General features: G+C 69.7%; 10 protein-coding genes and 1 pseudogene. 3 read left to right on the top strand and 8 right to left on the bottom strand.

Features of this window, described 5'->3' with window-relative positions; genetic code table 11:
- Positions 1–16: 16 nt before the first annotated feature.
- Genes ACFVYE_RS44685 through ACFVYE_RS44675 form a run of 3 tightly spaced genes read right to left on the bottom strand, consistent with a single transcriptional unit; the run spans position 17 to position 3,857 of the window.
- Positions 17–1,375: an MFS transporter gene (locus tag ACFVYE_RS44685; protein ID WP_389609248.1), complete on the bottom strand. Its 1,359-nt coding sequence runs from the start codon at positions 1,373–1,375 to the stop codon at positions 17–19.
- Positions 1,372–3,009, bottom strand: a complete 1,638-nt coding sequence (locus ACFVYE_RS44680; protein ID WP_383970683.1) for an acyl-CoA synthetase — start codon at positions 3,007–3,009, stop codon at positions 1,372–1,374. Before ACFVYE_RS44680 ends, ACFVYE_RS44685 begins: the two co-directional genes overlap by 4 nt.
- Before the next feature lie 50 nt (positions 3,010–3,059).
- Positions 3,060–3,857 (bottom strand): enoyl-CoA hydratase/isomerase family protein, encoded by a 798-nt coding sequence (locus ACFVYE_RS44675; RefSeq protein WP_383970685.1) that lies wholly within the window; start codon positions 3,855–3,857, stop codon positions 3,060–3,062.
- Between the two features lie 180 nt (positions 3,858–4,037).
- Between ACFVYE_RS44675 and ACFVYE_RS44670 the strand changes: the two genes are divergently transcribed.
- Together ACFVYE_RS44670 and ACFVYE_RS44665 are read left to right on the top strand one after the other, a co-directional pair.
- Positions 4,038–4,958 (top strand): LysR family transcriptional regulator, encoded by a 921-nt coding sequence (locus ACFVYE_RS44670; protein WP_383970688.1) that lies wholly within the window; start codon positions 4,038–4,040, stop codon positions 4,956–4,958.
- Positions 4,959–5,128: 170 nt separating this feature from the next.
- Positions 5,129–5,453, top strand: a pseudogene (locus ACFVYE_RS44665) (transposase family protein); the annotation flags it as partial.
- Positions 5,454–5,477: 24 nt separating this feature from the next.
- Here the strand turns inward: ACFVYE_RS44665 and ACFVYE_RS44660 are convergent.
- Entirely contained in the window at positions 5,478–6,386 is a 909-nt protein-coding gene (locus tag ACFVYE_RS44660) for an SMP-30/gluconolactonase/LRE family protein (RefSeq protein WP_389609245.1), read from the bottom strand.
- A gap of 85 nt (positions 6,387–6,471) precedes the next feature.
- Between ACFVYE_RS44660 and ACFVYE_RS44655 the strand changes: the two genes are divergently transcribed.
- Positions 6,472–6,909 carry an Lrp/AsnC family transcriptional regulator gene (locus ACFVYE_RS44655; protein ID WP_383970729.1) on the top strand — a complete coding sequence of 146 codons (438 nt, stop codon included), beginning with the start codon at positions 6,472–6,474 and terminating at the stop codon, positions 6,907–6,909.
- 384 nt (positions 6,910–7,293) lie between these two features.
- On the opposite strand, the gene ACFVYE_RS44650 is transcribed toward ACFVYE_RS44655, so the two are convergent.
- The 4 genes from ACFVYE_RS44650 to gnd form a co-directional block, all read right to left on the bottom strand.
- The gene (locus tag ACFVYE_RS44650; RefSeq protein WP_383970693.1) at positions 7,294–7,677 is read right to left on the bottom strand and encodes a hypothetical protein; all 384 of its coding nucleotides are present in this window, start codon (positions 7,675–7,677) and stop codon (positions 7,294–7,296) included.
- A gap of 310 nt (positions 7,678–7,987) precedes the next feature.
- The gene (locus ACFVYE_RS44645) at positions 7,988–10,642 is read right to left on the bottom strand and encodes an amino acid permease (RefSeq protein WP_389609243.1); all 2,655 of its coding nucleotides are present in this window, start codon (positions 10,640–10,642) and stop codon (positions 7,988–7,990) included.
- Positions 10,643–11,174: 532 nt separating this feature from the next.
- Positions 11,175–11,804, bottom strand: coding sequence for a histidine phosphatase family protein (locus tag ACFVYE_RS44640; protein ID WP_383970698.1), 630 nt, complete (start codon positions 11,802–11,804; stop codon positions 11,175–11,177).
- Positions 11,805–11,809: 5 nt separating this feature from the next.
- A complete protein-coding gene (gnd, locus tag ACFVYE_RS44635) occupies positions 11,810–12,688 on the bottom strand; it encodes a phosphogluconate dehydrogenase (NAD(+)-dependent, decarboxylating) (RefSeq protein ID WP_383970732.1) in 879 nt (292 codons plus the stop codon).
- Between the last annotated feature and the right edge of the window lie 7 nt (positions 12,689–12,695).

Genomic DNA, 12,695 nt, shown 5'->3' with positions numbered 1-12,695 from the left:
GCTCGTCGGGACGGTGCTACTCCTCGTACACGGTGGTGCGCGTCAGCGGCAGGTGCAGCGTCTCCCGGAAGGAGAAGAGCACCACCAGTGCGGACACCAGCGCCAGCCCCATCAGGTAGAAGCCGGGAGCCAAGGGGGTTCCGCCCAGGGAGACCAGACCGGTCGCGACGAAGGGGGCGGTGCCGCCGAAGAGAACGTACGCGGCGGTGTAGCCGATGGCCGAACCACTCGCCCGCAGCTGGCCGGGGAACATCTCGACCATCGCGGGCACATTGGAGGTGCCGATCACCGCGACCAGTACGGCAAGCACCACCGTGCCCGCGATCGCACCCGTCAGCCCCGTACCGATCAGCCAGAAAGCGGGCAGGGTGGCCACGGTGAAGCCGCCGCACGCGATGAGCAGCATCGGTTTGCGGCCGAACCGGTCACTGGCCGCGGCCATCAGCGGGCAGGCCAGGCTGTACGCGAGCATGGCCACCATGCTGGTGAGCATGGCCTCCGACTTGGTGTACCCGACCTCTTCGGACATGTAGGCGATCATGTAGCTGCTCATCAGGTAGTACCCGACGGCGTTGGTGATGCTGTAGCCGAACAGGGTCAGTACCTGCCGGCGGCAGACCCGCCATGCCTCGCGCAGCGGCGCCTCCTGCACCACGTCGCCCTTCTCCAGGGCCCGGAAGACCGGGGTGTCCTGAATGCGGCTGCGAAGGTACAGGCCGATGAGACCGAGCGGCCCGGCGAGCAGGAACGGAATGCGCCAGCCCCAACTGTTCAGCGCCGCTTCGTCGAGCGACGAGGTGATCAGCAGGCCGGTCGACGCACCGGCGACGGAGGCGAATCCGACGGTGAGCGGCACCACGCTTGCATAGCGTGCCCGGCGGCCCTCGGGGGCGTACTCCATGATGAACGCCGAGGCCCCGGTGTACTCGCCACCCGTGGAGAAGCCCTGCATGGCCCTCAGCAGAAAGAGCAGGACGGGGGCCGCGATGCCCAGCGTCGCGTAGCTGGGCAGCAGACCGATGAGCAGGGTCGAACCGCTCATGCACAGCACACTCAGCGCGAGCATGCGGTTGCGTCCGATGCGGTCGCCGTAGCGGCCGAAGAACGCGGCGCCGAGGGGGCGGGCGATGAAGCCGCCGGCGAAGACGGCCCAGGTGGCGAGGAGGGCCGCGGTCTTGTCGTACTGAGGGAAGAAGAGCCCGGCGATGGTCGCGGACATGATGGCGTACGCGCCCGAGTCGAACCACTCCACGAAGTTGCCGATGGCCGTCGCGGTGGCCACCTTGCGGCGCACGCCCGGGGTGTCGGCAGTCTCGGGGACCGCGGACGTGGCAGGCAGCAGAGGGGACACCGGGGCACCGCTGTCGGTCGTCATGTCCGTCCGTCCTTCCGGGGTGGCGCCGCGGCGTCGGGGCCGACGGGGCTGAGGTCACGGGCGCGAAGAGCGGCTCGCTGGATCTTTCCCGTGGCCGAGCGGGGAAGTTCTCCGACGAACTCGATCAGGCGCGGATAGGCGAAGTGCGAGTGCGCGGCGCGGGCGAAGCGGCTGATGTCCCGCGCCAGGGCTTCGTCCGGTTCGTAGCCGGGGCTGAGCTCGATCCAGGCCTTGACGGCTTGTCCGCGCACCGGGTCCGGGACGCCGACGACTCCGGCGTCGGCGACCGCGGGGTGACCGCGCAGCACGGCCTCCACCTCGTACGGCCCCACACGGTAGCCGGACGTCTTGATGACGTCGTCGGTCCGGCCGAGGAACCAGAAGTACCCGTCCTCGTCCATGACGGCCTGGTCCTTCGTGTGGTACCAGGTGCCGCCGAACGACTCGGCCGATGCCTCGGGACGGTTCCAGTAGCCCAGCGGGAACTGGGGGTTGGATCGGGCACGCAGGCAGATCTCGCCCGGCTGCCCGACCGGCACCTCGTGGCCGTCGGCGTCCATCAGCGAGACGTCCCAGCCGGGAAGCGGACGGCCCATCGAGCCGGGCTTGACCGGTACGCCGGGGAAGTTGCCGAGCAGCGGGTAGGACTCGGTGGACCCATAGTAGTCCAGCAGGGTGACGCCGAACTGGGCACGGAACCACTCGATGAGATCAGGGGTGAGCGGCTCGTTCGAAGAGCACACCACCCGCAGTGACTGGGGGTGACTACTGCCCGCATCCGGGACATCCTGCATCATCTTACGCAGGAAGGTCGGGTTGACCAGGGCCGTTGTGACCTTGTTGCGGGACATGGCGGCCAGCAGCCCGGCGGGGTCGAAGCCGCCGGCCGGCCGGTACACAAGGTGCACGGCGCCCGCGCGGAGAGGGCCCATCAGTTTGGCCATGGACCAGGCCCAGTCCCCGGCTCCGTAGAACACGTCGCCCGGTCGCAGATCGTGGCAGTGACGGAATTCGTTGTGCCCCAGCAGGGTCCGGTGAGCATGCACGATGCCCTTGGCTGCACCTGTGGTGCCCGAGGTGTAGAAGATCAGCGCCGGGTCGTCCGGGGCAGTGTCGGCCGTGGTGTACACCGGGGGCAGCGCACTGATCGCCGGGTCGTCCACGTTCACCACCGTGCCGCCGAAACCGGCGGCGCGATCGGCGGCGGAGGTCTCGGTGACCAGAACGGCGGCACCGGAATCGGCCAGCCGGTAGCGGATGGGTTCGTCGGCCCACAGCAGTGACATCGTCACCAGGACGGCGCCGGTGCGCAGGACGCCGAGGTAGGTCGCCGGGGTGTCGGGGCGCTGAGGGAGCAGCACCGCGACCCGGTCTCCCTTGCGTACGCCGAGCGCGTGCAGATGGGCGGCGATCTGCCGGGAGCGATCCTGGATCTGCTGCCAGACGACCTCTTCGCGGTGACCGGTGTGGTCTTCGAAGACGAGCGCGAGCCGGTCGCCGGGGTGACGGTCGGCGACATCGGCGGCCATGTTGTACCGGTCGGGGACGGTCCACCGGTGTTCTTCGACGAGACGGCGGTAGGCGCTCTCGCCGTCGGAGGCCGCGCCGGTGTGCGGCGTGACGCTGGTGGTCATGGGGGTTCCTCTCCTGCGGATGAGGGGGCGGGGACGCGGGCGCGGCGGACTCAGCGGCGGCGGCCGGCCAGGAAGCGGGCCATCTCGCGCTGGGGCTCACCCGTTGCATAGGCGGCGGTATGCACCTTCTTGGCCGCCTCGATCGCGTCGTCGAGGCCCGCGTCGTCCAGTTCGCGGAGCCGGCCCTTGGTGAGGGCGACCGCGCCGGGCGGGAGTGCGGCGAGCCGGGCCGCCTCGGCCAGTGCTTCCGCCTTGACCTCGTCCTGTGCGACGAGACGCGTGAGGAGACCGAGCCGCTCGGCCTCGGTGCCGTCGACGAGGCGGCCGCCGAGCGCGAACTCGGCGGTCTTCGCCCGGCCGAGGATGCCCCGCATGGCCCAGATCCCGGTGATGCTGGGGATGCCCGACAGCACCTCCGGCTGCCCCATCCGGACGGCGGCGTGGCCGATGCGGAAGTCGGCGAGCAGGGCGAACTGGAAACCCGAGCCCGCTGCCACACCGTTGACGGCGGCGACGACCGGCTTGTCCAGGCCGCGTACGGCGCGGAAGAGCCGGCCGAAGTCGTCGATCCATGCCTCGGCGGCCGCGTGGTCGTCAGGGTCGATCGCCGCAGTCTCGGCGAGGTCCTGACCGGCGCAGAACGCGCGCCCGGCGCCGGTGAGAACGACCGCGCGACAGCGCCCGTCGTCCCCCAGCGATTCGAGCGCCGCGACCAGTCGGCTCCGCATCCCGCCGGTCCAGGCGTTGAGCTTGTCGGGACGGTTGAGGATGACCTCGGCAACGTAGGCATCGGCGGCCGTGTCCGTCACCAGGTGGTGGGTGACGACGACGGTGCTGTTCTCGGTCATGACGGCATGCCTTTCTCGCGATGGGCAGGGGAAGAAGGCGGCGGGGCCGCCGGGGAGCCGGAGTTACGGGCGGATGTCCGCGAGCGGGCTTCCCGTGAGCAGTCATGCAAACAGGGAGGGATGTGATCCGGCCAACACCAATCGGGACTGACGGTGATATCGGAGCGATATGGTCCGCTCATGGAGCTCCGTCACCTGCGCTACTTCGCCGTCCTTGCCGAGGAACTGCATTTCGGCCGGGCGGCGGAACGTCTGCACATGGCCCAGCCGCCGCTGTCGCAGCGCATCCGTGACCTGGAGCGCGAACTCGGGGTACGGCTGTTCGACCGCACGCGGCACCGCGTCCAGCTGACCGAGGCCGGGGCGCTGCTCCTGGAGCATGTGCGGCCGGTACTCGCAGGGGTGGACACCGCGCGCGAGGCGATGCGCAGGATTCGTCCCGGCGAGGCAGGTGTGCTGCGTGTCGGCGTACCGCCCGACACCGGCCCGACAGTGCTGCGAACCCTCACCGCCGGTTTCGCCGACCGGGTGCCCGACGTGCTGATCGACCTCCACGAACTCACCACCGACGAACAACTGGCCCGGCTGCGCGAGGGTGAGCTGGATGCCGGGGTGGTTCGGCACCCGTCGGACACGGTGGGCCTGGAATCGGGCCCTGTGGCGCGGCGCGAACTGGGCGTCGTGCTGCGGGCGGACCATGCCGCGGCGGCGGGCGGCGGCGCGGTCCGGCTGAGGGACCTGGACGGGGCACCACTGGTCATCTTCCCGCGCGCGATGGCGCCGCGCCTCTACGACCACATGCTCACCATCTGCCGGGACGAGGGTTTCCTGCCCGGATCGATCAGACACGCGCGCAATCCCAACTTCGTGCACGGGCTGGTGCTCGCGGGGCGCGGCATCCACCTCAACGAGGCCCCGGCGACACCGCTCATCGACGGGCTGGTGTGGCGGCCGCTGGAAGGGGACACGCTCGCGTGGCTGACCTCGGTGGTGTGGGTGCCGAGCCGGCACAACGCGGCGATCGCCTCGTTCGCCGAAGCGGTCTCGGAGAGCCTCGCCGAGGCCGGCCACCACATCGCGGACACGGCCTCGGGCGGATGACACATCGCGACGGCTGCCCAGCCGGCGGGGGCTGGGGCCGCCACCGGACACGTGGCGGTGGACCGGGCAGCGGGCGCCCCGGTCAGCAGGCGATCGCGTCCCCCGCCGGATCCCGTCGCTGTCGCTTCTCTCTCAGGGGGGAGCTGGCGTACGAGTGCGTCCGCTGCGGGGACAACGGCATCTCGGCCCCGACGGCTCCCGGTACCTGCACGAAGGGCTCACCGTGCCGGCCGACCACACTGCGGACCTGTCCACGCACTGGAGCGCGCGACGGCCTCCGGGCACACTCGCCTCGACCTCGACGACACCGTCATCCGCACCGACCGCGTGGCCGCCGCCGGCCCCAACAAGGCCGACCTGTGGCGGTCCGGCAAGCACCAGCATCACGGAGGGAACGTGCAGGTCATCGCCGCCCCGGACGGCTGTCCCATCCAGGTCTCGCCGGTGAGGTCGGGGCGCGAGCACGACACCACCGGCGCGCGGACACACGGAATCGACAGCGAAACGCTGCTGAAGCAGCTAGAGGCGCGGCGCCCCGGTCACCGACATCACCAGCGAGTACAGGGAAGTGGTGGCCGTGATGAACAGGCGGTTGTTCTTCGGGCCGCCGAAGGCGATGTTGGAGACGGGCTCGGGCACGCGCAGTCGGCCGATGAGGGTGCCGTCGGGGTCGTAGCAGTGGACGCCGTCGTTCAGGGCGGCGACCCACAGGCGGCCCTCGTCGTCGAAGCGGATGTTGTCGAAGTGGACGTCGCCCCGGCCCTCGGCGAAGACCTTCCCGTCGCAGAGCGTGCCGTCCTCGCGGATGTCGAACATGTGGACCCGGGCGGCCCGCGAGTCGGAGACGTACAGCCGCGTCTCGTCGGGGGACAGGATGACGCCGTTGGGTCCTGCGAAACCATCGGCGGCGAGGTGCACGTCCCCCGTCGCGGGGTCGATCCGGTACACATTGCACTCGCCGATCTCGGACTCGGCGCGATAGCCCTCGTAGTCGCTGGTGATGCCGAAGTCCGGGTCGGAGAACCAGATCGTGCCGTCGGAGCGTACGACGGAGTCGTTCGGGCTGTTGAGCCGCTTGCCGGCGTACTGGTCGGCGAGGACGGTCACGGTCCCGTCGGACTCGGTGCGGGTGACACGACGGTTGCCCTGCTCACAAGTGACCAGGCGACCCTGCCGGTCGAGGGTGTTGCCGTTGCTGTGGCCGGCCGGGGCACGGAAGACGCCGACCGTGCCGGTGGCCTCGTCCCAGCGCAGGATGCGGTCGTTCGGGATGTCGCTCCAGATCAGTTGGCGCCAGGCGGGTAGGTACAGCGGACCCTCGGCCCAGCGGCAACCGTCGTGCAGGACCTCCAGCCTTCTGTCGCCGTTCGCGCAGCGTCCGGTGCGGAAGCGGTCGTCCAGGATCTCGTACAGGCCGTCGGTGGACATGGCGTCCTCTCAGAGGAATTGACCAGGATATGATTCAACGTAACACGCATACAGCCGAACCAGGTATGGTCATCGCATGAAAACAGTGGATGCCATCGACCGTCAGCTGATCGCGCTGCTCCAGCATGACGCCACTCAGTCGTACGCCGCACTGGGCAAGGCGGTCGGCCTGTCAGCGGGTGCTGCGCACGAGCGCGTGCGCAAGCTGCGCGAACAGGGGGTCATCCGGGCCACGACGGTCGACGTCGACCCCGCGGCGCTCGACCGCGGGGTCCTCGCCTTCGTGCTGGTCGACTCGACGGCATGGATGGGCGACCGGGCCGAGGACTTCGCCGCCGTGCCTGAGATCCAGGAGGCGCACGTCATCGCCGGCAGCGCGGCCGTCCTCGTGAAGGTGCGCACCACGACCACCGAGGGGCTCCAGGACGTGTTGCGCCGCCTGTACGCAATCGACGGGGTCAGCGGGACGCAGGCAACGGTGGTTCTGGAGACCTTCTTCGAACGGCCGTTGGACGCCGGTTAGGCACAATACTGCTGCTTAGCGGCTTTTCCGGTCAGGGTGGTGGCCTGCTGGTGGGAGAGCAGTCCGGCGACAGCTTGGATGGTGTCGGTCATGTGCTCACGACGGCCGTGGTGGCGAACGAGAACTCGCCAGTTCTTGAGGTGGGCGATGCCGTGCTCGACGCGGATGCGGCGCGAGGAGTGGGCGGCTCGTCATCACCACGGGCGCGAGGAGGGGGCAGCGCCCCTCGCCCGCCACCGTCATGCGAATGTTGCGCGAGCACGACGACCAGGTCGTACGGTCTCGGCGTCGTGGACGACCCGTCAGACGCTCAAGATCATCCTGCGGCGGGTTTCTGGCGTATCCGGGTCATGCCCCTGATCAGGAATCATGCGGTGGATCGGTTCAGGAGCTGACCGAGCGCCAGATGTGTTCAGGCAGTGCACGGGCGGCTTCCTCCAGGTCAACATCCCCTACTGTGGGCCAGCGGCGGACGACGCCGACGACCGGCCCCAGGACGAGGCACTCGATCACGAGGGCGGACAGCGCGGCAAGGTCGCCGGATTCCCTGTGCGTGTGGATCCAGTGGGTGATCGGTGTCAGCCGGGCCTCCTGAGAGTCACGGATCTGTCCGGCATGTGCCATGCCTTCACGGTCCGCGGTGACGGAGTGCATGAGGCGGACCGCTTCCGGATGGGCCTGTACGAAGTCCAGGTAGGCCCGGACGACGGCCTGTATACCGGAGCGGGCGTCGGCCTCCACGCTGGACTCCGCACCAACTGCGAGCACGCCCGTGATCCATGACGCGGAGTCAACGCACCGGCGGGCGCGGCACGGGGTGTGAGCGCGAGGGGCTGTACGCCTGCGCCGGACAGACACCCCGGACCGCAGCCGCACGGCTCCGCTGACGTGGCAGTGGAGCATCGACCAGATGGGAGGGTGTCATGACCGAGCCGGGTCCCGTCGAAGGGCGGTCGCCTCCCGAGGGCCGGCCGCCGCCAGGTGCGCCGTTCGTACCGCCACCGCCGAGTCCGACGCCTGCCGCGGCTCGGCACCCCCGAACGGATGCCGCCCGGGGGTCCCGAGACGAAACGCTCTATCAGGGTGTTTCACCGACGGCAGGGGCTGCCGGCAGGGCCTGCTCCACCCAGATGGTCTTGCCGGTGGGCGTGTAGCGCGTGCCCCACTGCTGCGCCATCTGGGCGACGATGTACAGGCCACGGCCGCTCTCGTCGTCAGCGGCGGCATGGCGCAGATGGGGTGAGGTGTGCCCGGTGTCGGCGACCTCGCAGATCAGGGTTTCGTCGCGAATGAGCCGGACGTGGATCGGCCCGGCGGCGTAGCGGATGGCGTTGGTGACCAACTCACTGACGATGAGTTCGGTGGTGAACGACAGTTCGTCCAATCCCCATTCTCCGAGTTGCCCCGTGGCCATGGCGCGGGCATTGCCGACCATCGCCGGCTCCGCGCTGAGTTCCCACACAGCCACCCGGTGATCGTCGAGCATCCGTGTGCGCACGAGGAGCAGGACCGCGTCGTCGTTCGCCGGCCCCGGCACCAGGGTCGCGACTGCGCGGTCGCAGAGTTCTTCCAAGGGACGCCGGGACTGGGCGAGGATATCGGCGAGCAGGCCGAGTCCGACGTCGTGGTCGTCGGCGGCCGTCTGGACGAGGCCGTCGGTGAAGAGGGCGACGAGGCTGCCCCGCGGCAGCTGGAATTCCCTGGTCTCGTAGGGCAGACCACCCAGTCCCAGCGGCGGGCCCGGCGGGAGCTCCGGGTAGGTGGCGACGCCACTGTCCGGCAGGACGACTGCAGCCAGCGCGTGGCCGGCACGCACCATGCTGCACTGTCCCGACACCGGGTCGTACACCGCGTACAGGCACGTCACCCCCAGGGCTTCGTCATCCCCGGGGCGCGCGCCGCCTGCCCCCTGAGTGGCCGCCCGCTCCTTGGCGGTCTGGCCGACCAGGTCGCCGAGGCGCGAGAGGAGCTCGTCCGGGGCGAGGTCCAGACGGGCGAGGACGCGTACGCCGGTACGCAGGCGCCCCATGGTCGCGGCAGCGAGCAGTCCGTGGCCGAGCACCTCCCCGACCACCAGGCCGACACGCGTGCCGGACAGCGGGATGGCGTCGAACCAGTCACCGCCCACCCCGGACCGGCTGTCGGCGGGCACATAGCGGCTCGCGATCTCGACAGCGGTCCGCTGCGACAGCCGGTGAGGCAGCAGGCTGCGCTGAAGCCTGAGGGCCGCGGTGTGCTCGCGCGTGACGACCAGCATCAGCACGACGCCGAGCAGCAGGGATCCGAGGCCCACGACGGTCACCCCGCCCGTCTGTCCGATGAACGGCAGATCGATGGAGGTCTCACCGTAGTCGGGGTCGGCGTAGACGCCGAAGGCGGCGTAGCAGAAGAGGAAGAGCATCGTCAGCCCGCCCAGACCCGGCAGCAGGCCCTTGAACAGGAAGTCCCTGCGGCTGCGGGTGAGCACCTTGCGGAAGTACCAGACACAGGCGAAGCCGGTGAGGCCGTAGTAGAACGCGATCGCGAGGCCGACCGACCCGATGGAGTCGGCCAGGACGTTGCGGCTGATTGCCGTCAGGAGGACGAAGAAGCCGACGGAGGCCAGGCCCAAGCTGACGGTCGACCAGGTCGGTGTGAGGTATCTGCGGTGCACGCGCGCGAATCGGGAGGGGATGGCCTTGTGCGCGGCCATGGAGAAGACGGTCCGGGCCATCGGGAGGATGGTGGTCTGGGTCGAGGCCGCCGCAGAGGTCAGCACCATGAGGATCAGCAACTTGGAGAAGGCGGGCCCGAAGCCCTGGCTGCCGAAGACGGCGTTGCCCAGGCCCGAGAGCACATCACCCTCGTTCGCCTTGTTGCCCAGCCCGATTCCGGCGGAGCCGACTCCGGCGAAGGCCTGCGCCGAGGTGGCTACCAGGGCGTAGAGGACCAGCAGGAGCACAACGGAGATGACGGCGGCGCGCCCGGGGATGCGTGTGCTGTCCGCGGTCTCCTCGTTGACCGTGACGGCGGTGTCCCAGCCCCAGTAGATGAAGACGGCCGCGAGGATGCCGGAGGTCAGCGCTTCGGCCGATGGCACGTGGAAGGGGTTGAACCAGGAGGCGGAGACATGCATCGCCGTCTCGGGGGCGCTGGTGTAGACCTTGACCAGGGCGGTGACGGCGAACAGCACCAGTACGGCCACCTCGATGAACAGGAGCCAGCACTGAACGGCAGCCGAGATCTTGATGCCGACGTAGCAGATCGCGGTCATCACGGTGATCCAGACGACGCCCGCGATGGTGGTCCACACCCTGCTTTCCGTGAGTGAGTCGTAGCCCAGGAGCCGGAAACTGTAGATGCCGGCGATCTCGGCGAGGTTCGCCATGACGATGATGTCGGCGACGATGATGCCCCAGCCGCCCATCCAGCCCGTGCGCGGTCCGAAGGCACGGGTCGCCCAGGTGAAGGTGGTCCCGCAGTCGGCGTTGCTCGCGTTGAGTTCCTTGTAGGCGTACGCGATCAGCAGCATCGGGACGAAGGCCAGCATCGTGATGACCGGGGCCTGCAGACCGACGGCCGCCACGATGAGGCCGAACGTGGCCGCGAGGCTGTATGCCGGGGCGGTGGACGCCAGGCCGATGGCAACGGAGGACCACAGTCCCAGGGCACCGGATTTGAGCCCTTTCCTACCCGCGCCTGAGCCGAGCGCGAGCCGCGCGTCGGACGCAACACGGCTACGGGAGAGCTTCACACCGGATGCCAACCTCCTCATTTGCCTTCCGGTCACCATTTTCGCCGCAGGCGAGGAGGGCTGCCACGGGAGACCGGCTGGATGATCTACGCCGCTGTCAGCAGGACCCGTGGTACCGGGCTGCCGAGCGTCCAGTCCGGCGGGGCCGCGGCGCTGTCTCGGCGAGCACGGCACCGTACGGAAAGGCGGCCCGGTGGCAGCCGGCGAAGCGCCCGGACCGCCGGCGAGGCCCACATTCCTGGCATCGCCTGCAACGACCTCGATGTCATCGAGTTCCTGCGCCGTGCCGGGTTCGAAGACACTCAGCAGCTGCTCGACGGCCCTGACCGGGTCCGGTGGCGCGGCAGCCGACCCCACCCTCTGGTAGCGGCGTGGCCGGCGAAACGGAGGTACACAGTTCCTCTCTCCGCTCCACCGGCCACGTTCGGCTCACGTCCACAGCTCCCGGTCGCCCTGCCAGGTGACAGACGTCAGCGCGGCCGGGTCACCATGTGCCAGGCCCTTGTGGGTGACGGTCCGGGCGGGGCCGAGCTCATGCGCGACTCTGCCGCGCCAGATCCATTCCCTGGCGGAAGGTTCCTGTGGTGTTCCACTCGGCGATCACAGGTCGTCCGTGTTCGGTGGAGAGCCGGCTGACCGTCCCCGTCGCCAGCTGGAACAGCCGCCCGTCCGCGGCGGGCAGCCCGAGGCGACGCGCTGTGAGTACGCGGAGGAAGTGGGCGTGGGCCACGAGCACCACGTCACCGCTGTCGAGTGCCGTCCCGATGCGGTTCAGCACGCGGTCGGCGCGCTGTGCCACCTCGATCGGCGACTCGCCCGGATGACCGGGCGCGCCGGGCGGCACCCCGTCGTTCCACAGGTACCAGTCGGGCCGGGTGCGATGTATCTCGAGGGTCGTCACGCCTTCGTACGCGCCGTAGTCCCACTCATGCAGATCGGGCTCGGGTACGACGTCGTACAGGCCCGCGAGTTCCGCTGTCCGCACGGCGCGGCCCAGCGGGCTGGTGAGCGCGAGGGCGAAGGTCCGCCCGGCGAGCAGCGGGGCGAGGGACTTGGCCTGCTCCTCGCCGCGCTGGGTGAGGGGCAGGTCGGTCCAGCTTGTGTGCCGGCCCGACACGCTCCACTCCGTTTCGCCGTGGCGGACCAGCAGGAGGTCGCCCATGGCGGTTACTTCGCCGACTCGACGGCGTGGCCGCCGAACTGGTTGCGCAGCGCGGCGATCATCTTCATCTGCGGGGAGTCGTCCTGACGGGAGGCGAAGCGCGCGAACAGCGACGCGGTGATCGCGGGCAGCGGCACCGCGTTGTCGATCGCCGCCTCGACCGTCCAGCGGCCCTCGCCGGAGTCCTGCGCATAGCCGCGCAGCTTCTCCAGGTGCTCGTCGTCGTCCAGCGCGTTGACCGCCAGGTCGAGCAGCCAGGAACGGATGACCGTGCCCTCCTGCCAGGAGCGGAAGACCTCGCGCACATCGGTGACGGAGTCGACCTTCTCCAGCAGCTCCCAGCCCTCGGCATAGGCCTGCATCATGGCGTACTCGATGCCGTTGTGGACCATCTTGGAGAAGTGGCCGGCGCCGACCCTGCCCGCGTGGACGAAGCCTGCGTCGCCCTCGGGCTTGAGTGCGTCGAAGATGGGCTGGACCTTCGCTATGTGCTCGGCGTCGCCGCCCACCATCAGCGCGTAGCCGTTCTGGAGACCCCAGACACCACCCGAGACGCCCGCGTCGACGAAGCCGATGCCCTTGGCCGCCAGCTCCTCCGCATGCTTCTCGTCGTCCGTCCAGCGGGAGTTGCCGCCGTCGACGACGGTGTCGCCGGCTTCCAGCAGGTCTCCGAGCTCGTCGATGACGGACTGGGTCGGGCCGCCCGCGGGCACCATCACCCACACCACACGCGGGCCTTCGACCTTCTCGACCAGTTCGGCCAGGCTGCTCACGTCGGCGAGGTCCGGGTTGCGGTCGTAGCCGATGACGGTGTGGCCCGCGCGGCGGATCCGCTCGCGCATGTTGCCGCCCATCTTGCCGAGGCCGATGAGGCCCAATTGCATAGTTGTC

This window comes from Streptomyces sp. NPDC058239, assembly GCF_042882185.1.
GTDB lineage: Bacteria > Actinomycetota > Actinomycetes > Streptomycetales > Streptomycetaceae > Streptomyces.
The sequence above is the reverse complement of the archived record's forward strand: the minus strand, read 5'-3'. Positions and strand labels throughout refer to the sequence as shown.